Annotated in this window: 18 protein-coding genes; 6 read left to right on the top strand and 12 right to left on the bottom strand. The window is 66.4% G+C overall.

Annotated features, from left to right (window positions below; genetic code table 11):
- Window positions 1–13: 13 nt before the first annotated feature.
- The 9 genes from A5745_RS19105 to A5745_RS24095 all read right to left on the bottom strand — a co-directional run bounded on the left by A5745_RS19105 (window position 14) and on the right by A5745_RS24095 (window position 10,364).
- A complete protein-coding gene (locus A5745_RS19105; RefSeq protein ID WP_076060205.1) occupies window positions 14–1,627 on the bottom strand; it encodes a GMC family oxidoreductase in 1,614 nt (537 codons plus the stop codon).
- Between the two features lie 52 nt (window positions 1,628–1,679).
- A complete protein-coding gene (locus tag A5745_RS19100; RefSeq protein WP_076118105.1) occupies window positions 1,680–4,241 on the bottom strand; it encodes an ATP-binding protein in 2,562 nt (853 codons plus the stop codon).
- On the bottom strand, window positions 4,238–5,380 hold the full coding sequence (locus tag A5745_RS19095; RefSeq protein WP_076118103.1) for an exonuclease SbcCD subunit D: 1,143 nt from the start codon (window positions 5,378–5,380) through the stop codon (window positions 4,238–4,240). Before A5745_RS19095 ends, A5745_RS19100 begins: the two co-directional genes overlap by 4 nt.
- A gap of 207 nt (window positions 5,381–5,587) precedes the next feature.
- On the bottom strand, window positions 5,588–5,773 hold the full coding sequence (locus A5745_RS19090; RefSeq protein WP_076118100.1) for a hypothetical protein: 186 nt from the start codon (window positions 5,771–5,773) through the stop codon (window positions 5,588–5,590).
- A 65-nt stretch (window positions 5,774–5,838) separates the two neighbouring features.
- Window positions 5,839–6,309: a GreA/GreB family elongation factor gene (locus tag A5745_RS19085; protein ID WP_076118098.1), complete on the bottom strand. Its 471-nt coding sequence runs from the start codon at window positions 6,307–6,309 to the stop codon at window positions 5,839–5,841.
- A 52-nt stretch (window positions 6,310–6,361) separates the two neighbouring features.
- Window positions 6,362–6,886: a GreA/GreB family elongation factor gene (locus A5745_RS19080; protein WP_076118095.1), complete on the bottom strand. Its 525-nt coding sequence runs from the start codon at window positions 6,884–6,886 to the stop codon at window positions 6,362–6,364.
- A gap of 275 nt (window positions 6,887–7,161) precedes the next feature.
- Window positions 7,162–7,791 carry a hypothetical protein gene (locus tag A5745_RS19075; protein ID WP_076118092.1) on the bottom strand — a complete coding sequence of 210 codons (630 nt, stop codon included), beginning with the start codon at window positions 7,789–7,791 and terminating at the stop codon, window positions 7,162–7,164.
- Window positions 7,792–7,973: 182 nt separating this feature from the next.
- The gene (locus tag A5745_RS19070; protein WP_076118090.1) at window positions 7,974–9,497 is read right to left on the bottom strand and encodes a CdaR family transcriptional regulator; all 1,524 of its coding nucleotides are present in this window, start codon (window positions 9,495–9,497) and stop codon (window positions 7,974–7,976) included.
- A gap of 96 nt (window positions 9,498–9,593) precedes the next feature.
- Window positions 9,594–10,364, bottom strand: coding sequence for an SPW repeat protein (locus A5745_RS24095; RefSeq protein ID WP_254848620.1), 771 nt, complete (start codon window positions 10,362–10,364; stop codon window positions 9,594–9,596).
- 143 nt (window positions 10,365–10,507) lie between these two features.
- On the opposite strand from A5745_RS24095, the gene A5745_RS19060 reads away from it, so the two are divergent.
- The gene (locus A5745_RS19060; protein ID WP_175879858.1) at window positions 10,508–11,011 is read left to right on the top strand and encodes a histidine phosphatase family protein; all 504 of its coding nucleotides are present in this window, start codon (window positions 10,508–10,510) and stop codon (window positions 11,009–11,011) included.
- 1 nt (window position 11,012) lies between these two features.
- On the opposite strand, the gene A5745_RS19055 is transcribed toward A5745_RS19060, so the two are convergent.
- Complete coding sequence (locus A5745_RS19055; RefSeq protein WP_076059708.1) at window positions 11,013–11,567, bottom strand: DUF3558 domain-containing protein; 555 nt, start codon at window positions 11,565–11,567, stop codon at window positions 11,013–11,015.
- A complete protein-coding gene (locus tag A5745_RS19050) occupies window positions 11,564–12,112 on the bottom strand; it encodes a DUF3558 domain-containing protein (RefSeq protein ID WP_076059710.1) in 549 nt (182 codons plus the stop codon). The genes A5745_RS19055 and A5745_RS19050 overlap by 4 nt, the downstream gene beginning before the upstream one ends.
- Window positions 12,113–12,309: 197 nt before the next feature.
- Here A5745_RS19050 and A5745_RS19045 point away from each other — a divergent pair, with 197 nt between their 5' ends.
- From A5745_RS19045 to A5745_RS19025, 5 genes are all read left to right on the top strand, one after another.
- Window positions 12,310–14,055: an ABC transporter ATP-binding protein gene (locus tag A5745_RS19045; protein WP_076118084.1), complete on the top strand. Its 1,746-nt coding sequence runs from the start codon at window positions 12,310–12,312 to the stop codon at window positions 14,053–14,055.
- Window positions 14,052–16,001: an ABC transporter ATP-binding protein gene (locus A5745_RS19040; RefSeq protein WP_076118081.1), complete on the top strand. Its 1,950-nt coding sequence runs from the start codon at window positions 14,052–14,054 to the stop codon at window positions 15,999–16,001. The genes A5745_RS19045 and A5745_RS19040 overlap by 4 nt, the downstream gene beginning before the upstream one ends.
- 15 nt (window positions 16,002–16,016) lie before the next feature.
- Window positions 16,017–17,177 (top strand): ATPase/transcriptional regulator EmbR, encoded by a 1,161-nt coding sequence (embR, locus tag A5745_RS19035; protein WP_076118079.1) that lies wholly within the window; start codon window positions 16,017–16,019, stop codon window positions 17,175–17,177.
- Between the two features lie 247 nt (window positions 17,178–17,424).
- Window positions 17,425–19,182 carry a serine/threonine-protein kinase gene (locus tag A5745_RS19030; RefSeq protein WP_076118076.1) on the top strand — a complete coding sequence of 586 codons (1,758 nt, stop codon included), beginning with the start codon at window positions 17,425–17,427 and terminating at the stop codon, window positions 19,180–19,182.
- Window positions 19,183–19,296: 114 nt separating this feature from the next.
- Window positions 19,297–21,123: a serine/threonine-protein kinase PknH/PknJ gene (locus A5745_RS19025; protein ID WP_076118073.1), complete on the top strand. Its 1,827-nt coding sequence runs from the start codon at window positions 19,297–19,299 to the stop codon at window positions 21,121–21,123.
- A 30-nt stretch (window positions 21,124–21,153) separates the two neighbouring features.
- Here the strand turns inward: A5745_RS19025 and A5745_RS19020 are convergent, their stop codons facing one another.
- On the bottom strand, window positions 21,154–21,723 hold the full coding sequence (locus A5745_RS19020; RefSeq protein ID WP_076118071.1) for a hypothetical protein: 570 nt from the start codon (window positions 21,721–21,723) through the stop codon (window positions 21,154–21,156).
- Window positions 21,724–21,967: the final 244 nt, after the last annotated feature.

Here is a 21,967-nt window from a genome sequence, read left to right as displayed (position 1 = left end):
CACTCCGCGCGCGTCAGCCTCGGATCAGGTCGGCCGCCTTCTCGCCGATCAGCACCGACGGTGCATGCGTGTGCCCGCGCACGGTGCTGGGCATCACCGACGCGTCGGCCACCCGAAGCCCGAAGACGCCCCGGACCCGCAACTGCGGATCCACCACGCTTGAATCGTCGCTGCCCATGCGGCAGGTACCGAGCGGGTGGTACAGGGTGTGGGAGTTCGCGGCGAGCGCGACCTCGAGGGTGGCCTCGTTCAGCTCGGTGCAACCGCGCGGCCGGGCGATTCGCCCGAGCAGGTCTTTCAACGCGGGAGCCGCGGCAAGCCGGGCGCATATGCGCAGGCCTTCCATCATCGCGGCACGGTCGACGCCGCCGGGATCCGACAGATAGCGCGGTTCGATCACGGGCTTGTCCCGCGGGTCGGCCGAGCGCAGGGTGATCTGGCCGCGGCTTTCCGGGGCGACCAGGATGGGCCCGAACACCACTCCGTGCCCCGGTTGCTCGATCAGCAGGCCCTCGTCGTAAAAGGGCGCCGGAGCAAAGATCAGCTCGAGGTCAGGAAGGTCCAGCTCGGGGCGGCTGCGGACAAATCCGTAGGCCTCGCCGACATTGGAAGTGAGCATGCCGCGCCGCCGCAGCAGGTACTTGAGCAACTGTCCTGGCTTTTGCGCGTCGGCCAGGCTGTCGCCGGCGACCTCGAAGCCCAGGGGTGTGACCAGGTGGTCGAGTAGGTTCTGCCCCACCTCGGGCGAGTGGGCGACGGTGTCGATGCCGAGATCGGCGAGGTGATCACGATCGCCGATGCCGGAAAGCATCAGCAGCTGGGGGCTGTTGATGGCACCGCCGCAGAGCACCACCTCGCGGCGGGCGTGAGCGACGCATAGTTCATCGTGTTGCCGGCGGTGTTGGTGGCCGTGCCGTCGGAATTCGACGCCGACCGCGCGGGGTCCTTCGAACAGCACTCGGGTAGCGGTGGCACCGGTGAGCACGGTGAGGTTCTTGCGGCGCATGGCCGGCTTCAGGTAGGCGTCGGCGATGCTGAACCGGGCACCACGGCGCTGAGTGACCACTGTTTCGCAAAAACCTTCCGGCCGAGGCGAATTCGGTTGGGCCGGGGGAAATCCGCACTCGCGGGTGGCGGCCAGCCAGGCGGCGGTTGAGGGCCGCGGGCTACGTTGGCGCGAAATCTGCAGCGGCCCGGTGACCCCGCTGTCATCGCCGCTCACGAAGTGCCACGCGGCGGTGACGTCCTCGATGCGACGGAAGTATCCGAGCACGTCGGCGAAGGACCACTGCGGCCCGGCTCGCACCGCCCATTCGTCGTAGTCGGCGGCGAATCCGCGCACCCACATCATGGCGTTCATCGCCGACGACCCGCCGAGAACTTTGCCTCGGGGCCAATAGATCTCGCGGCCGTCGAGCTCCGGCTGCGGTTCGGTCAGGTAATCCCAGTCGATTTCGCTGCGGAACAGCTTGGAGAAGGCGGCCGGGATCGGAATGAATCGGTTCTTGTCCGGCGGCCCCGCCTCGAGCGCAACCACCACGGTGGACGGATCGCTGCTGAGCCGATTCGCGACGACCGCGCCAGCCGATCCGGTACCGACCACAAGGTAGTCGCACTGAATGTCCATGGTGCACTCCCGTTTCGGGGTGAGTGTAAGACGCTCCCGACCGCCGACGGTGCTAAACGTTCAGATCGATGCGCTGCGCGCCCGTGACGCCGTCGTAGCGGTCGGGACTGCACGTCAGGACGATCACCTGACCGTGGGCGCCCACGGTGTCGAAGACCTGGCCCATCTTGGCCAGCCGATCCGGGTCGGTGAACCCCAGCGCGTCGTCGACGACTACCGGGACGGAGTCCTCCTTGGCGACCAGTGCCGCGCCGGCCAGCCGCGCCAGAATGCCGAGTTGCTCCTTGGCCCCGCCGGACAGGGATTCGTAGGGCACCGTGACGCCGTCCAGCGTTCGGCTGCGGATGCATAGGTCGCTGTCGATGTCGACCTCGAACGTCGGCCCGAACACGGGACGGCCGAGCCGCTGCAGTTCCGTGCGGTAGGGCTCGACATAGCGCAGCCGGGTGGTGTCGCGGTGGCGTGCCATTACCGACCGCAATAGCTCCGCGGCGCGGGCCCGCTGGCCGACCCGGGTGTGTTCGCTGGTGGCGTGTTCGAGTTCGGTTTCCGCCGCGTCGAGCTTGCCGTGGCGACCCTCGCTGCCGATGACGGACAGTTCAATGCTGATCTCGCGCAGTGCGCGGGCGGCGTCTTCGTAGCGATCGTCCAGAGACTCTGCCGCCCGCTTGGCTTCGGCCAATTCCGCGGCGACCGCGTCGGGTGCCGCGGCGGCCAGTTCCTCGGCCAGCTCCGCGGCGCGTTGCTGCGCGGTGGTGGCGGCCCGCTGGCTCGACTCCGCCGATGCCGACAGAACCGCATCGCTCACCGACGCACGCTCGAGGGCAAGTTGGTTGGTTGCCCTTTCGAGCTCGGCGCGTTGTGTTGCCGCCTTGTCGATCAAAACCGTTGCGCGGGTGGATGTCTCGGTCAGGCGCGACGCGGCCGCCACCGCCGCGTCGCGAAGCGCCTGCCATTCGGCCTGCGCGGTCGCCCTCGCGTCCTCTGCCGCGCCGGCGGTGATATCCGTGGGTTCCGGCGGCTGCTCAGCATGCAACTGCGCCAGGCGCGCGCGCAGCTGGTCTACGTCTTCATCTCCGCACAGGCCGGACAGCGTCGCGTTCAGCTGGTCGCGGCTAATCTGCAATTCGCGACGCCGTTGGTCGGCGCTGCGCGCGGCCGTGAGGTCGGCGACGCCTGCGGCGGCGAGCGCGGCGACCAGCTCCTGTTGTGCCGCAGCATGTTTCGCCTGAACATCGAGCGCGGTCGCGCCGGGCGTGATCCGCGCGTTCAGGACCCCGGGAATATCGACTTCGGTTGGGCCGGTGGCCGTGGTGGACCAGGTTTGACCGGCCGGCAACGTGATCCGTTGGTCGCCGAGGGTGAGCTCGAGGTCGGCCGCGGCGGTGAATTCAACCGCCGCCGAGATCGCCGCCAGCTGGTCGGCGGTGCGATCGACCGCGGCCACCGCGTTTTCGATTCGTCGCAGCGTCTCATCGCTGAGGACGATTGCGGAGAGCTCCTGACTGAGCCCGTCGCGGTCACGCTGGATGGTCTCGATTTTCGCCAGCCGGGCGCTCAGCCGGGCGGATTCGATGCGGCGTTGCAGCCCCTCCAGGGCCTGGTCGGCCTTCTCGGCCGCCGCGACGGAGGCCTCGGCATCGGCGCGCGCCGTCGACTCGGCGTCGGCGGCTTCCTTCGCCTCGGCCTCGGCGGCGGCGACAGCTGCGGTGCGGGTTTGGATTTCGGTGAGCAGCCGCGACCGTCCGCTGTGCGCGACGGACGCCGCGTCGCTGGTCGCGGTCGCGGCCTCGGCGACGAGCTTGGCTTCACGCGCTTGGCGGGTGAGTTCGGCGATCTTGTTGGCGGCGGCCTGCGCGGCGGCCAACCGCGGGCCGGCGGCCAGGCGCAGCTGCGACAGCTCGGCGACTTCCTCGGTCAAATCGGCGTGGCGCCGCACCCGGTCGTCGACCTCGGCAACCGCCGCAGCGCATTCGGCGACCGCGGCCTCGGCGTCGGCCAGCCGGGAGATCGCGGCGGCCCATTCCCCGGTGGGCCGGCCGGTGGGGGTGAAGTAGCGCGCGTACTCGGTGTCGATCCGCTCGATGAGCAACGGCTCGGTACCGGACAGCGCCGCGTCGGTGTCGGATTGCGCGGCCGCCACGTCGAGCGCACGCGACAGCGCGTCGCAACCGGACAGGTCCACCGCGGCGGTCGACGCGGCCTGCAGCACCCGCTGGGCGTGCCACAGGTCGTTGTCCACCGTCTCGGCGAGCATCGCCCGGACGCGTTCGTGCGCCTCGTCGCCGGTCAGTTGTTCGCGACGGGGCGCCAGCACCGTCAATTCCGTTTCGCACTTCTTGTGGAACCGTTTGCGGTAGATGAAACGATAAGCGCCGCAGCTGATTTCGGCAGTCACCTCGGAGCCGACGTCACTGTTGGTCGGCTTGACCTGCTTGACTTCCTTCTTCGTCGAGCGATCCCTGGATTCCAGCAGCAGGTCCAACGCTTCGATCATCGACGACTTGCCGATCTCGTTGGCGCCGCTGACCACGACCACGCCGTGGTCGGGAAACTCGATCTCGCGGTGTGCGATGCCGCGGTAATTCGTCAGGACCAACCGATGCAGCTTCATGCGGCGCCCCGGTCGGTGAGCCGCAGCAAGAGTGCCAGTGCCGCCTGCGCGTCGACCGCCGATTCGGTGTCGCCCTCGCGCGCCGTGGCCACCAGCTCCTCAACGGCCGCGGCGGCGAACCCCCCGATGCCGAGGTCGGTGAATTCGCCGTCGGCGGGTATCACGGCCAGATCGGTGTGGCTGTCCCAGGTGCGCAGGTGGGCGAATAGCCGCGCGTATCGGTCCAGGCACGCATCCAACGCGGCGCGATCGGTGACGGTCAGCGAACCCGTCAGCGCCAGCCGCACCACAGTTCGGTCCTTCTCGGTCAATTGGTCGAGGTTCATGTCGAGGTCGGCGATGTCGCGACTGCTGTCGACCTGGCGCTGCAACGTGACGAACCGCCAGCGGCCGATGTGCCGGGGGGTTACGGACAGTTTGTGGTTTTCATCGATGTCGACGACCAAGACGTGGCCGGGGTCGGATTCGACGTCGTCGAAATTGGTGACTTCCGGCGATCCGGAATACCAGACTCGGCCGGTGTCGCCGACCCGGGTGAGCGAATGCTTGTCCCCCAGTGCCACATAGTGCAGCGCTCCGCGGGCCAGCGCGTCGTCGAGCCGCGCGAGGCGAATCAGCGAGGGTTTGTCTCGATCGGGGTCCAGCACGTCGACGCCGCCGTGGGCGACGAGGATCCGGGTGGCCGGGGTGGGGGTTAAGCCTTCCAGGACTTCGGCGACCAGGTCGGTGGTCGGGGCCTTGGACCGCCACGGCGCGGCCACGATCTCCACGCCCGGCCGCACCTGATGGATGCCGGCGTCCTGGAGCACCACGACGTTGTCGGGGCGTTCGGCGGTGAACAATGCGCTGGTGTAGACGGATGACGCGTCGAGCGGATCGTGGTTGCCCGGCAGTAGGTAGACCGGAATGCCTATGGCGCGCATGGCTTCCAGGGACTGGCCGACCACCTGCGGGGCGAGTTGATTGTGTTCGAAGACGTCGCCGGCGACGACGACGAACTCGGCGCCCACCTCGGCCGCCAGCGCGCCCAGCCCGGCCACCGCGTCGCGGCGCGCGGCCGAATACCGCGGCTGGGCGTCGCCGGCGAGGAAGTGCCTGGTCATGCCCAGCTGCCAATCGGCGGTGTGCAGGAATCGCATCCCGGCGGACCCCCCTTCCAAACTGCGTGGCTATCGAGGCACCGCGAGTCTAGGTCCGGACACCGACAAGTCGGGGGACGCTCACCGGCATGCCTCCAGGCGTGTTGTTTGCCCGCCTCGGAGCGACAAATTCGCTGGTACCGAGATTTGCTGCATCAGCGTGGGGTCAGGGGTTTTGTGGGCGGCGTTCAGGTCGGCAGGCCGGCCTCACACGGCCTTTCCGGCGCCGACGGAGTGATCGTGTTCGACTACGCCGCGTGACGTCCCGATGCGGGTTGTGCTCGGCGGTATGAAGCCACCCTCGCCTTCCCACCGGTGAATCTGCTTGGCGGGGACGTCCGATAACTCGTGGTGCATGAGTACCGACTTCAATGTCTCGTTGAATGTGTCCATGCCAGCGACGGAGACCTCCTAATCGTTTTGTGCGGGTGACGATCCGGGCTTCTCAGGCCGGACCGCTACTTCGCTTCAGCTGTGTGAATGCCGTAGGGAACGGCTTCCAGGAGCGTGACGGTGAGGGTCGCCCCGTTGGGCAGGGTGTAGGTGCGACGCTCGCCCGGGCGTGCGCCTTCGATGGCGGCGCCGAGCGGAGATCGGTTGGAGTAGACGTTCATGTCGCCGTATTCGGCTCCGCGCACACCCAGTAGGAAGGTTTCGGTGTCGCCGGTCTCGTCGTAGCGAATGGTCAAAACCATGCCGGGTTCGGCAATCCCGTCGTCAGGTGGATCCACACCGACGACGGCGTTGCTCATCACATCATGGATCCGTTGAATACGCGCCTGCCACGCTCGTTGCACGGCCACATTGTTTTCGTCGATATCACCGTCAGCCGTTGCGGCGCAACATAGCTCACGAAGGGTGGTCAGTTCCCTTTGGAGCCGCTCGTAGCCTTGCGGCGAAATCCACACGCGCGTTTGCGGGTTGGTCATATCTGTTCCTTTCGTCGCGTGACAATGCTGATCATCGGTGGCCCGAAGGGCGTTAGGTCCCCATTGAGCAGTCGCGATATATCCGTGAAAAAGACTGCGGCCCATGTCGTTTCGCCACATATATCCCACAGGGCACCGCCTTCAGCAGCGTCACGAGCCGTCCGGCCTCACCGGGAATTGCGTAGACGCGCTGATCGCCGGGACGGGCACCGGCAATCATGCGGCCCAGCGGCGATGCCATCGAGTAGACCTTGATGCCGGCGTCGTCCACGTCAGACCTGCCGAGCAGAAATGTTTCGGTGTCGCCGGTGTCGTCGTAACGGACGGTCAACACCATGCCCGGTTCGGCGACGGGGTCGAAGACGGCTTCCGCACCGACGACCACCGCGTTGCTCAGTAGATCCTCGATCTCGCGGATGCGTGCTTGTCGCGCCGAGTGGCGCGCGACGCGACTCGCGTCGTAGTCCATGAAGTCGTCGGGAACCTCGATGCCGCGGCGCGAGCGGTGCGCGGCAAGTTCGTCGTGCAGTCGGGTGTAGTCGTGGTGCGTCATCCGGACGCGTTGGATGGTGTTCACTGGATTGATGTCCTTTCGTATCGAGGGCGTCGTCAGGGGCGGGCCGCATGGGGCACCGCCCCTGACCACTCGGGGCACGTTATGGGCGAAATATTCGCTGCGGTCTTAGGCCCGCGTGACGCGAAAAGTGCCGGGGCCGCCTAATTCCATGATGGCTCGCGCAGCCGCCGCGCTGTTTGCCGGAAACGAACAACGGCGCCGTCGAGCATTGTCGCGACCCGACAAAGCTGTTGCCGCAGTGCCCGATAGCGACCACCGCGTGCGCGCGTGCTGACCTAACGTCGCTCGACGAGGCGGTCGAAGCTCTGCTGCCATTGGTCGTAGCGGAGTCGGTCAAGGGTGATTCGCGCGCGGGCGAACAAAGCCACCGCCATGAGGCTCATGGCCCACCAGGTCGCGGCTGCAAAGGCCACCGCCTCGGTGCGGGCAGCGTTGACCGGTTGGGCCACCGGATGGCCTTCGCCATCGACCCAAATCTCAATATCGTCGCCGATCTTGGCCGTCAGCGGTGCTGTGACGTCGCCGGTGCGTTCGGCCCCGGAAGCAATCCATCGGGCAGGAACCGTCACCGTTGGGCTTTCAAGGTCCCGGCGCGGATGACTGTCCCCCGTGACAGTCGCGGTCACCGGGCGGCGAGTTTGGACCTGTTCGGCGTAGGTGCGGCTTCGAGAATCGTGGACAGCGGTGCCCACGGCGGCACTGATAGGCACTGCGATCAATGCCACCACAACGACCAACACCAAAATCAGTCCCTCCACCCGATCCGTGGCGCGTACCAACGGGTTACGACCAAACAGCCGTACAAACAGCGTCCGCGGCAAGGGCACGGTGAAGGTCTCCAGCGCGCCGTCATCGCCGGGTCGGCGGTCGCCGATCCGACGATGACCGGGTTCTGAGGTGGACATCGAACGTTTCCCATCGGAGGGTGCGTGGGTTTGAGCCAGTGCAAGGCGGCCGGACACCGGCCGCCACTCGAACCTGGCCCTGACTTGGCAACCCCCATGATGGTGTGAATCGCTGCCCCAAGCTTTGCCGCAGCCGGACAACCACGCTGCCGCGCTTTGTCGAGCTACGACAGCGCACTTGGTCAATCGGTGTCGATGGCCGCGAGTTCTATCATCATCGCCAGCCGCTTCCTGGCGTCGTCCAACGGCAGATCGGTGATCTCGGCCATCTTGCGCAGCCGGTAACGCACGGTGTTTTCGTGCACTCCCAGACGTTCACCCGCAGCCGTCGGGTCGCCCTGGGCCTCGAGCCATGCTCGCAGCGTGGCCACGTAGTCGGTCCCGTTGGCTCGGTCATGGCGGCCTAGCTCGGCCACCGGCCCGCGCGATGGGGACCGGCCCGAGCGCGCCGCGGTGCGTAACCGCTGCAGCAAGATGTCAGCCCACGACTCGTCATAGACCGGAGGCACCTCGCGGGGCGACATCTCGTGCAGCGCCAAACATTCCTCGGCTTCGTCGCGCGCGGCGACGAGTTCGGTTACCTCAGCCACCCCGCTGATACCGGCCAACACCGTGGCCCGTTCGGGGAGGGCCGCTCCCAGACCGCTTACCCAACGCCGCGCCGTCGTTGCGTCATCCCCGGGAAGCACGGTGTACACGGTGTTGCCTGCCAACGCGCTGCGGCCCGGACGTGACCAGCCGAAACCCATGGTGGCGCGCTCGAACGCGAGCAGCAGAGCAGCATCGCGGTCCGCGCCGACGAATGCTCGGAGTGCAATCACGCGCAGTGGGCTCTGCGGCAAGCCCAGCCTGCTGGCCACGGTGGCGGCGTCAGCGGCGCCCTCCAGCAGGCGGATCACCAGCTCGGATTCGACATGACGCTCCAGGTCCGCGCTGGCTCGTGACCGAAGCAAATGCAGCGCCACCGTGTGGGCACCGTCGGCGAGGGCGCTTAGAGCGCCACCTTCCAGCGGCGCCGAGCACGCGACCCAAATCGACCCGATGAGTTCTCGTCCCGAGCGGACCGCCACCACCATCCGGCCAGACATGCCCCGCTGGTTGTCCTCCGCGACAAACAGCGGATCGTCGGACTCCGCCAGGTGCGCGAGTACTCCACGGGCCTCGAACAATGCGCGCAGCTGCTCCGGTGTCTGTCGTTCCAGGATCGTCGCCACCCGCGCGGCGTCGGCATGACGCTGCTGCCTCGAATACGCCAACACCCGCAACAGCCGATCGTGGATGACAACGGCGCCGCCGATAACGTCGGCCAGACTGTCCGCCAACGCGAACAAATCGGTGGGACCGCGGCCGGACTCTGTCTCACGGCCCTCCATTACCAGCCCGTAGACAACCGCCGCGACTTCACTCCAGGCAATCTCCTCGTCGACAACCATGATCGCGAGAGCCTCGGAGGCGCCGTCGAAACTCACCTGCTGGAGGTCGCCGCGCAGTAGCACCACGACGGCCCGAGCCGAGGCTGCCCAACCCACAGCTTGGGCCACCGTATTGGCGCCGATGGCCAACAAGACGTCGCCGACTACCGTGTGGTTACCCGCGGTCTCGTGGATGACCACGGTGCGCAATTCCGTCGACCGCGGCACAGATGACCACTTCATGCGGACGCCGTAATCGCCCAGCACATTCACTAAGCGGTCCAACGTAATCACGAGCCGCTCCCCATACCATCGACCACAGCGACATTGCGGTGACCGTTAACGAACTCTAGACACGTCGCGTCAGCCGGCGTAACCGCTTGCCGTGTCTCAGCGAAATCGTTTGTGGTACCGCTCGGCGGCGTCGTCGCGGACGGTGGCTGCAAAGTCTAGGCGTTCACCACGCAGGTAACCGGCCACACCAAGCGTTGTTATGAAGGCACCCGCTAGCCATGCCGTCCATGCGGCGTTGTGGCCGGCGAACCCGCCAACCCATGGTGACAGGAAAAGCGCGAATCCTGTTACGGCTAGCGTTAAGAAGTCGTGGGTGGGGTCGACGGCGAGCAGCGACCAGACTGCGATTACCGCCGTCAGCCCTCCCAGCCCGATCGTGACCGCGGTCCCGACTACTGTCATGCGCACCGCAACGCCCAGTAGAACGGTGGCGAGGCCAACGACAAGCGCAACCCGCCCTAGCCAGAAGCTCACAGCGCTCCGCTGCGCTTGGCCGCTGCCAATCTCGTTGATGCCGTACTCGGTTGGTGTCTTGTCACCCACCCAGCCGATACCGCCAAGGATCACAGCGAGGCCCCCGGCCACCCAGCACGTCCAAGATGCCCCGAGGTCGGCGTTGTAGCCGTTGCCGAGGAAGGGGACGATGAACATGGCCAAGCCGACGACGACGAGCCCCCAGTGGTCGGGGGTCCGGTTGCGGGCGAGCACGGCCAGCAGTCCAAAAAAGGCGATGAATGCGCCAAAGCCGAACGCGAAGCCTTCCCCGACCCGTGTCGAACTGGTCGCAAACGATGTCGCCGCAGCACCGATTCCCACAGCCAGGGCGCCCCAGCCGATCCAGGGTCTGTCCGAATCTTTCGAATCCACCGGCCACCCCCTTGTTCTTCTGCAAGTGTGCTGGATCGTCGCACCGTTTCCAACGGTCGGCCGTGGCTAGTTCGTCAGGGAAGACGACGACGCGCATGATGACGACGACGCTGCGCAGCGCTTCGAGCACTAACGTGGGCCGGGTGAACGGGCAACGCACCCTGCTCCTGATGCGGCATGCGAAGTCGTCGTACCCGGATGGCGTCGCCGACCACGACCGGCCGTTGGCACCGCGAGGCATCCGCGAGGCCGGGCTAGCCGGCGACTGGTTGCGCGCCAACGTGCCGCCGATCGACGCCGTGCTGTGTTCGACGGCCACTCGCGCCCGGCAGACGTTGGACAAGACGGGCATCGACGCCATGGTGCGATACAGCGAGCGACTCTACGGCGCCACCCCGGGCACGATGATCGACGAAATCAACGGGGTCACCGACAGCGTCAACACCCTGCTCGTCGTCGGGCACGAACCGACGACGTCCAACGTGGCGATCGGCCTAGCGGGCGCCGACGGCACCGATACGGCAGCGGTGCAACGCATTTCGGAGAAATTCCCGACGTCGGCGATCGCGGTGCTGACCGTGGCCGGCGACTGGAAACGCCTGGAACTGAACCGCGCCGCGCTGGTCGCCTTCGAGATCCCGCGCTGACCTACGAATTGGTGGCCAGCGTCAGCTCCATGAGCTTGATCGCCTGCGCACAGGCGTCGATACCGGGCGCCTGGGGATTTACCCACCAGCCGACCACCCCCGCCGCGTCGCTCGCCACTCCACACGCGCCGTTCGGATCGTCGGGGCGCATCACAATCGAGTTGATGCCCGCGATCTGACGGCTCTCGACCTTGTACCTCAGGAAGTCAGCAACCTTGCGCTCGTTGCCGAGGCTGCCCTGTTCGAACCAAAACCGGGTGATGTCGATCAGTCCGGCGGGGTTGGCCGCCTGCCACCGGCAGATCGCGCCGACGAAGGTGCTCTGGATGTCAAGCGGATCGGCACCCACGGTCTTTGCCAGAATGTCGGAGGTCAGGACCTCGCATTCCTTCAGCAGGTTCGGGTACTGCTGTTGGGAGTTGTTATTGGGGGACGGCCCGCCCGCCTTGATGGCTTTACCGCCGACCGACCGTGAACAACCGGTCGCCACCACCCCAGCCACCATCAGCGCGATGATCAACACGGCTACACCGCCACGCAGGCCTCTTCTGCTCATTTCGCGTTCGCAATCGACTGCCGGGCCAGTTCTTTGGCTATGTCACACGGCGGCGGGAACGGCTTCTGGCTAAAGCTGATCGACCATTCGATGAAGTCGTCCTGGAATTGGATGCCGACCTCGCACAGCGAGTCACCCAGGTTCGGTTCGTTGCCGACGGCGATGAAACCGCCGTGGCCGTTGATGTTGATGTCGTCGACGCTCGCCCGCGACAGCTCCTCGGTCTTGCGTTCGCGACCGATCGGGCTGCCGCGGTACCAGGAGAAGGAGAAGTGCGGGCCGAGAATGCCGCCGCCCGCGAGCCACTGGCATCCAACGGAGTTCCGGGCGGTATTGATCAGTCCGTTTACCTTGGTCAGTTCCGCCACCGTCTGATCGCCGACGCCGCCGCATTGCGGGAACATCGGCCCGTGGTGACCGTCCCCGCTCCCAGGTTCGGTCGATGAAGTCGCGCCTGGTTTGTTGTCGCCGGAACTCGAGCACCCCGCAGAGATCAGGATCGTGGCCGACGCCGCGATGGCGAGCGCTGTCAAGTTACGCCGCACCGGTACTCTGCTTCTTCTCAGCCTGCTGCCGGTCCACACGATGCCCCACACGATGCACTGTAGCGGCAGCCCCGCGGGTCAACCACTGACGCGGCCGCTGAGCTGGCAATTCAACGCCTCTGCCGGGTGCGGCGCGAGCGCGCAACCCTCCGGCGGTGCTCGGGACCGGGACCCCTGCCATATGCGACAGTTACCAAATGCTCCTGGCACTGCTGCGCCAGTACATCCGGCCGTACCGTCGGCTGGTTGTGGTGCTGACGGTGCTCCAAATAGTCAGCACCCTGGCGACGCTGTACCTGCCGACGGTCAACGCGGCGATCATCGACGACGGCGTCGCCAAGGGCGATACCGCCGCCATCCTCAGCCTCGGCATGCTGATGCTCGCGGTCACGGGTGTGCAGCTGTTGTGTTCGGTTGGGGCGCTCTACGTCGGCTCGCGGACGGGGATGGGCTTCGGCCGCGACCTGCGCTGGGCGATGTTCGAACACGTCACTACCTTCTCCGAGCGCGACACCGCACAGTTCGGCGCACCGACGCTGCTGACCCGCAGCACCAACGACGTCCGGCAGATCCAATACCTGGTCCAGATGGGGGCCACGGTTCTGGTCACCGCGCCGATCATGTGTGTCGGCGGCATCTTCATGGCGATCCATCAGGAGGCCGCGTTGACGTGGCTGCTGCTGGTCAGCGTTCCGATCCTGGCCGTGGCCAACTACTGGATCATGTCGCACATGCTGCCGCTGTTCCGCAGGATGCAGAGCCTGATCGACGGCATCAATCGGGTGATGCGCGACCAACTTGCCGGCGTCCGCGTAGTGCGCGCGTTCACCCGCGAACGCTTCGAGCGCGACCGGTTTGCCCGAGCCAATGCGGCGCTGTCGAACGCCTCGCTGGACGCCGGTAATTGGCAGGCGTTGATGCTCCCGATCACCACGCTGACCATCAACGTGTCCAGCGTCGCGCTGATCTGGTTCGGCGGGCTGCGCATCGATCGCGGCCAGATGCAGGTCGGCTCGCTGACCGCGTTTCTGGCCTACTTCACCCAGATCCTGATGGCGGTGCTGATGGCGACGATGACGCTGGTCATCTTGCCCCGGGCGTCCGTGTGCGCCGAACGGATCACCGAGGTGCTGTCCACCCGCCCGGCGATCGGCGATCCGCCGAGCCCCAAATTCCCGCGCGGCGGGATCACCGGCGTTGTGCGCGTGCAGGACGCCACCTTCACCTATCCCGGTGCGGATCGCCCAGTGCTGCAGGACATCTCGTTCACAGCGGCCCCCGGCACCACCACGGTTATCGTCGGCAGCACAGGCTCGGGAAAGTCGACGCTGATATCGCTGATCGCCCGGCTCTACGACGTGACGGCCGGCGCCGTCCTCGTCGACGACGTCGACGTCCGCGACTACCACACCGAGCGACTCTGGTCCGCGATCGGGCTGGTTCCCCAGCGCGGATACCTCTTCTCCGGCACCGTCGAGGAAAACCTGCGTTACGGCAAGGCTGACGCGTCGGACGAGGAGATGTGGGAAGCGCTGCGAATGGCGGCCGCCGACAGATTCGTCCGGGCACACGACGACGGACTGCGCATGCGCGTCGCCCAGGGCGGGATCAACTTCTCCGGCGGGCAACGCCAGCGGCTTGCCATCGCCCGCGCGGTCATCCGCCGCCCGGCCATCTATCTTGTCGACGACGCCTTCTCCGCGCTCGACGTGCACACCGACGCGCGAGTTCGCGACTCGCTGCGAGCGATATCCGCGGGCGCCACCATCATCGCTGTCACGCAACGAATTTCGACCGCCGCGCAGGCCGACCAGGTGATCGTCGTCGACAATGGCATCATGGTCGGGTCGGGCACCCATGAATCGCTGTTGAGCGACTGCCCCACCTACGCCGAATTCGCCGACTCACAGTCCGTCGGCGCCGGAGTTGGAGACGCACAATGACGGCGGTCACCAGTAGGCCGACCCGGGGCGTCGCGCCGGCGCCGGCCGCGCGGTCCCGAGATTTCTGGGGTTCGGCGACGCGGCTGGTGAAACAGCTTGCGCCGCAACGACGGCTGGCCACCGCGGTGATCCTCCTCGGCATCACCGGCACGGCGATCGGCGTCGTCGTTCCGCGAATCCTCGGCCATGCCACCGATCTGCTGTTCAACGGCGTGATCGGCCGCGGCCTTCCGGCCGGCATCACCAAAGCACAGGCGGTCGCGGCGGCCCGCAGCCGGGGCGACACGGGCTTCGCCGATCTGCTGTCGGGGATGAACGTGGTGCCGGGCAAAGGAGTGGACTTCGACGCGGTGGCCAGAACGCTGGCGGTGGCGTTGGCACTGTATCTGGTTGCGTCGCTGCTGATTTGGGTACAAGCGCGGCTGCTGAACCTCACGCTGCAGCGCACCATGGTGGCGCTGCGTTCCCAGGTCGAGGACAAGGTGCACCGACTGCCACTGGCCTACTTCGACGGACGACAGCGCGGTGAGCTGCTCAGCCGGGTCACCAACGACATCGACAACCTGCAATCGTCGCTGTCGATGACGCTCAGTCAGCTGCTGACGTCGATCCTGACCATCGTGGCGGTGCTGGCGATGATGGTGTCGATCTCGCCGCTGTTGGCGCTCATCACATTGCTCACCGTGCCGGTCTCGCTGCTGGCCACGCGCGCGATCGCGCGCCGTTCGCAACGGCTGTTCGCGGCCCAGTGGAAGAGCATCGGACGGCTCAACGCGCACATCGAGGAGACCTACAGCGGGTTCACGATCGTCAAGACGTTCGGCCACCAGGCGGCGGCGCGCGAGCAGTTCCGCGGTTTGAACGACGACGTCTACCACGCCAGCTTCGGCTCCCAATTCTTCTCCGGCCTGGTCGCGCCGGCGACGACCTTCGTCGGCAACCTGGGATACGTTGCGGTGGCCGTGATGGGCGGGCTGCAGGTGGCCACCGGACAAATCACCCTCGGCAGCATTCAGGCATTCATTCAATATGTGCGGCAGTTCAATACCCCGCTGAGCCAGGTCGCCGGGATGTACAACACCCTGCAATCCGGAGTCGCCAGCGCTGAGCGGGTGTTCGAGCTGCTCGACGAGCCGGAGGAGGCGCGGGCACCCGAGCCAGGTCACGAGCCGGCCGGACCGGCCGGTCGATCCGGTCCGAGCGGACGGGTCGAGTTCGAGCGCGTCAGCTTTGCCTACCGTCCGGGCACCCCGGTCATCGAGGAGCTGTCGCTGGTGGCCGAGCCCGGCAGCACGGTGGCGATCGTCGGACCGACCGGCGCCGGCAAAACCACCCTGGTGAACCTGCTCATGCGGTTCTACGACGTCGATTCCGGCCGGATCCTCGTCGACGGTGTCGACATCACCACGATGAGCAGGCAAACGCTGCGCTCGCGCATCGGCATGGTGCTGCAGGACACCTGGCTCTTCGACGGGACGATCGCGGAGAACATCGCCTACGGGCGGCCCGAGGCCAGCGAGGACGAGGTGGCGGAAGCCGCCAAGTCTGCCTACGTCGACCGGTTCGTGCACACCCTGCCCGCCGGCTACCAGACCCGGGTCGGCTGGGACGGCGGCAACCTCAGCGCCGGCGAGAAGCAACTCATCACGATCGCGCGCGCGTTTCTTGTCCGCCCGCAGCTGTTGATACTCGACGAAGCGACCAGCTCGGTCGACACCCGAACCGAGGCGCTCATTCAGCGCGCCATGTGTGAGCTTCGCCAGGATCGCACGAGTTTCATTATCGCGCATCGTCTTTCGACCATCCGCGACGCCGATCGCATTCTGGTGGTGGAATCCGGCCGGATCGTCGAACAAGGCAATCACGCCGAGCTGCTGACCCGCCGGGGCGCCTACTACGCGATGGCCCAGGCGTTTTCCGAATCCACCAACTACGCATCGGAATGACGGAAGGACGGCGCGATGGCGGACAAACGTCTCGAATTCGGCCTGCTCGGGCCGTTAGAGATGAGCGTTGACGGCACGTTGGTGCCGTTGGGCACGCCCAAGCAGCGAGCGGTACTAGCCATGCTGCTGATCAATCGCAACAGTCCGGTGGGCGTCGAGCGGCTCATCACCGCCGTGTGGGAGGAGCGGCCCCCGTCGGGCGCCCGGGCCAGCATTCACTCGTACGTGTCCAATCTGCGCAAGCTGCTCAGCGGCGCCGAGATTGATCCACGAACGGTGTTGGCCGCGGCGCCGCCGGGCTACCGACTCAGCATCCCCGAGGACGCTTGCGATCTCGGACGGTTCATCACCGAGAAGACCGCGGGCGTGCACGCGGCCGCCGCCGGCCGCTTCGAACATGCCAGCCGGCACCTGACGGACGCGCTGGCTCAATGGCGCGGGCCGGTACTCGACGACTTGCGCGACTTCCAGTTCGTCGACACCTACGCCACCTCGCTATCCGAGGAAAAGATGCTCGCCCACACCGCGAAGGCGGAAGCCGAACTCGCTTGCGGACGGGCGGCCAACATCATCGCCGAGCTCGAGGCGCTGACCGCCGAGCACCCCTACCGCGAACAGTTGTGGGCCCAGCTGATCACCGCCTACTACCTCACCGACCGCCAATCCGACGCGTTGGCCGCCTATCGCCGCGTGAAAACGACGCTCGCCGATGACCTCGGCATCGACCCCGGTCAAACCCTGCGCGATCTCAACGAGCTCATCCTGCGCCAGGATCCGTTGGACGCCAAGAAATCGGCCAAGACCACCGCCGTCGGCACGATCACCGCGCTCGACCAGCGCACCCAGGTCCCGGGCCAAAAAACCGTCGCATATCTCGACGGAGCCTCGGGGCGCTGCTACCCGCTGCTGGCCGCGGCGACCCGGATTGGGCGGCAAAGCGATAACGACATAGTTCTCGATGGCGCGAACGTCAGCCGGCACCACGCAGTCATCGTCGACACGGGCACCAGCTACATCCTCAACGACCTCCGTTCGTCGAACGGCGTGCACGTGGGGCACCAGCGGATCCGCTCGGCCGCCACCCTCAACGACGGGGACCACATCCGCATCTGCGACCACGAGTTCACGTTTCGGATCGCCGTGGCGGACAAAACCGGCCATACCACCCAGGTCTAGCCGCGAGGCCGAATACGGTTGCCGTGCACGGCTTTTATTTCGCGACCTAGCATTACCGCAGTGCTGTACCGCTTCGCGGCCAAGCCGCATGACAACCACCACAGGGCTTTTCGGCGTGTGACGCTTTCGCCGGCATGCGGCCGTATGGTCGCTGGGCGGTAGGCCGGTTGTTATAGGTGATCTGGGCGAATGTGGGCAAACTTGTTGGTATGGTCGGCGGGTCTGGGGTTGGTTTGGAGGATCTGGGATGAGTGACGGTCAGGCCTCGCGGGTGGGGTCGATGTTTGGTCCTTATCACCTCAAGCGGCTGTTGGGCCGTGGTGGCATGGGTGAGGTGTATGAGGCCGAGCACACCGTCAAGGAGTGGACGGTGGCCGTGAAGTTGATGTCGGACACCTTTAGCCGCGATCCGGTGTTTCGTGAGCGGATGAAGCGCGAGGCCCGTATTGCCGGGCGTTTGCAGGAACCCCATGTGGTGCCCATTCATGATTACGGCGAGATCGATGGACAGATGTTCATGGAGATGCGCCTGATCGAGGGCACCGATCTCGATAGTGTGCTCAAGCGGTTTGGTCCGTTGACCCCGCCGCGGGCGGTGGCCATTATCGCCCAGATCGCCTCGGCGCTCGATGCCGCTCATGCGGCCGGGGTGATGCATCGAGACGTCAAGCCGCCCAACATTTTGGTCACCCGCGATGATTTCGCTTATCTGGTCGATTTCGGTATCGCCAGTGCCACCACCGATGAGAAGCTGACCCAGTTGGGCACGGCGGTGGGCACGTGGAAATACATGGCGCCGGAACGGTTTTCCAACGATGAGGTCACCTATCGCGCCGACATCTATGCGCTGGCGTGTGTGCTCTATGAGTGCTTGACCGGTTCCCCGCCGTATCGGGCCGACAGTGCCTCCACGTTGGTCACCGCGCATCTGATGCAGCCCATCCCCCAGCCCAGCACGGCACGCTCGGGCATCCCCAAGGCCCTCGACGGCGTGATCGCACGCGGCATGGCCAAAAAACCCGAGGACCGCTTCGCCAGCGCCGGCGATCTGGCCCTGGCCGCCCACGAAGCCCTCTCCGACCCCGACCAAGACCACGCCGACAACATCCTGCGCCGCAGCCAAGAAGCCACCCTGCCCGGCGCACCGTCACCAGCCGCGGCATCCCCGAGCCCGCCGGCGCAAGACGCGCCCCCGCGATACGCCGGCGCCGCCGGGCCCCCTTCCGGCCCGACGGCCGCCGCGCAACCCGGGCAGGCCTGGGGACCCCCAAGTGGGCCGGTGCCCGCGGCCGCCCAGCCGGCCGCCGCGTCGTTTTACCAAGCCGCCGGCCCCAACTGGGGCACACCCCCGCCCCAACAACCCTGGAACCAACCACCCAAACCCAAACGCAACCCCTGGCCCCTCGTCGCCGGCGCCGCGGCGCTGGTGGTCGTCCTCGTCGGCGCAGCCATCGGCATCGCAATCGTCATGGGCGGCAACGACGACAACAACCCGCAGGCGCACAGCACCACGACGACGGCGCCCACCACCACGAAGACCTCGCGGTCCACCACCACCACGACCCCGGGCGGCGATTCACAAGGCAAGCTGCTCAGTCAGCTGCCCGCCGGCTATGCGAGCGGCACCTGCACCCCGACCACCCCGAAGCCGAACAGCGTCTGGGTGAACGCGGTGGCCATGGTCGATTGCGGGCAGAACACCAACCCGGGCGGCCCGTCTCGCGCGGTGTACGGACTGTTCGCCAACGCCGATGTCCTCAAGAAGGCGTTCAACGACGACATCGCCGCCGGACAGCTGATGAATTGCCCCGGCGGCGGGCCGTCACCGGACAGCTGGCACTACGACAAGAGCCCGACGGTGACCGCCGGTATGGTCGCATGCGCCACCTACAAGGACCACCCGAACGTGGTGTGGACCAACGACGCCAAACTGATGCTCTGTGACGTCTTCGGGGATCCCCCGACAATCGAGGACCTGCACGGGTGGTGGGAGAAGTACGGCTGACCCCACGCCGCGGATGAAGCCGCGGCGTCGATACATCTGCGCGGCAACGGATACCGGCACTCGGCTACGGGGCGGTATGGTCGGCGGGTCTGGGGTTGGTTTGGAGGATCTGGGATGAGTGACGGTCAGGCCTCGCGGGTGGGGTCGATGTTTGGTCCTTATCACCTCAAGCGGCTGTTGGGCCGTGGTGGCATGGGTGAGGTGTATGAGGCCGAGCACACCGTCAAGGAGTGGACGGTGGCCGTGAAGTTGATGTCGGACACCTTTAGCCGCGATCCGGTGTTTCGTGAGCGGATGAAGCGCGAGGCCCGTATTGCCGGGCGTTTGCAGGAACCCCATGTGGTGCCCATTCATGATTACGGCGAGATCGATGGACAGATGTTCATGGAGATGCGCCTGATCGAGGGCACCGATCTCGATAGTGTGCTCAAGCGGTTTGGTCCGTTGACCCCGCCGCGGGCGGTGGCCATTATCGCCCAGATCGCCTCGGCGCTCGATGCCGCTCATGCGGCCGGGGTGATGCATCGAGACGTCAAGCCGCCCAACATTTTGGTCACCCGCGATGATTTCGCTTATCTGGTCGATTTCGGTATCGCCAGTGCCACCACCGATGAGAAGCTGACCCAGTTGGGCACGGCGGTGGGCACGTGGAAATACATGGCGCCGGAACGGTTTTCCAACGATGAGGTCACCTATCGCGCCGACATCTATGCGCTGGCGTGTGTGCTCTATGAGTGCTTGACCGGTTCCCCGCCGTATCGGGCCGACAGTGCCTCCACGTTGGTCACCGCGCATCTGATGCAGCCCATCCCCCAGCCCAGCACGGCACGCTCGGGCATCCCCAAGGCCCTCGACGGCGTGATCGCACGCGGCATGGCCAAAAAACCCGAGGACCGCTTCGCCAGCGCCGGCGATCTGGCCCTGGCCGCCCACGAAGCCCTCTCCGACCCCGACCAAGACCACGCCGACAACATCCTGCGCCGCAGCCAAGAAGCCACCCTGCCCGGCGCACCGTCACCAGCCGCGGCATCCCCGAGCCCGCCGGCGCAAGACGCGCCCCCGCGATACGCCGGCGCGGGCGGGCCCCCTTCGGGTCCGACGGGCGCCGCGCAACCCGGGCAGGCCTGGGGACCCCCAAGTGGGCCGGTGCCCGCGGCCGCCCAGCCGGCCGCCGCGTCGTTTTACCAAGCCGCCGGCCCCAACTGGGGCACACCCCCGCCCCAACAACCCTGGAACCAACCACCCAAACCCAAACGCAACCCCTGGCCCATCATCGCCGCGGTCGCGGTTGTGCTCGTCGTCGCCGTCGCCGGCGTGGGTATCTGGCTGATGATCCGGCCCAAACCGGCGCCACCGCCGCCGGACCCGATACCGGCCGACCGCCTCAGCGCGCTCCTGTTGGGCCCGTCGGACATCAACTCCATCATGGGCTCGTCGACCATGGAGCCCGGCAAACCCATTCAGTCCATGGATACCTCGTCGGTGACGCTGTCGTCGCCGGACTGCCAGGGCGCGCTCTACACCAGCCAGGATCCGGTGTACGCGGGCAGCGGCTATACCGGGGTGAGCGGACTGGTGTCGTCGGAGCCGGGGGATAACTACGACCATTGGGTCAACCAGGCCGTAATTCGCTTTCCGTCGGCCGATAAAGCCAAGTCGTTCATGCAGACCGCCGCCGGCAAGTGGAAAGGCTGCGCCGGCAAGACGGTGACCGTGACGAACAAGGGCAAGACGTATCGGTGGACGTTCGCCCAAATCAACGGCAGCCCACCGAAAATGACGGTGCTGGATACCCAAGAAGGCGCCGACGGCTGGGAGTGCGAGCGCGCGATGAGCCAGGCGAACAATGTGATCGTCGACGTCAACGCGTGCGGCTATCACATCACCGATCAGGGCGGCCAGATCACCGACAAGATCGTCGGCAAAATCGAGACCGAGTAGTCTTAACGAAAAGTCATACGGCTTGGTCGATTACAGGTCCGGCCCCTCCGCGCGCAGATCATCGACCGCCGACATCGCGTCGCGCAACTTGGCGAGCCACTCCTCGGTGTGCTCACCGACCAGCTTGACCGCCCAGGCCAATGCGTCGGCACGGGACCGGGCGACGCCGGCGTCGACCAAGGTGTCGAGCACCTGGCGTTCTGGCTGCTTCAAACGCGTCATCACGGGAACAGCGATGTGCGTGAACAGAATTCGCTCCGTGCCGGTCTTGGAGCCGACCTCGACGCCCCAGGAAACCTTGCGCCCGTAGCGATCCTGCGCTTCGTCGGCGATGTTCATCCGCTCGGAGCGCGTCTCCTCCCGGAACCGCGACACCCGGCCTTCGGCGCGGGCCTCACTCTCATCGCCCTCGGGTTCGGCCAGCTTGCCGATGACGGTGATCTCTTCGCGGTCGACGATGACGGTGGGATCGCCGTCGAACCAGCTTTCGGGTATGCGTCCGGCGAACCATTCCGCGGCGCCGCTGGCATCCGGTTGCTGGGCTTGGTGCCAGCCCCCGGGGCGGCCGTAGCGCCGCCCGCCGGTGTGATGTGATTTCATAATTACATAATTACATGCTTACACCAGTAAGGGAACCGTGTTCACCCGGAGCGAACCGGGGCCGAGGTCGCGCACGCCGGCGAAGGCGGCGAGTAGCACCGACGCAACGCGCTGTCCGCCGCGCGAACGATCGCGTCCCGGCGCGGGAAAACCGTTGATATGCAGCGGCGGGGGGCGTATTTTTGGGAGCGAAGCAGGCCCGGAAGCGACCATCTCGAAGTGCCGGAAGTAGGGGAAAGAAACC

It is taken from the genome of Mycobacterium sp. IS-2888 (assembly GCF_001954215.1).
GTDB lineage: Bacteria > Actinomycetota > Actinomycetes > Mycobacteriales > Mycobacteriaceae > Mycobacterium.
Note: the sequence above shows the minus strand (reverse complement) of the source record. Positions and strands in the feature narration are given on the sequence as shown.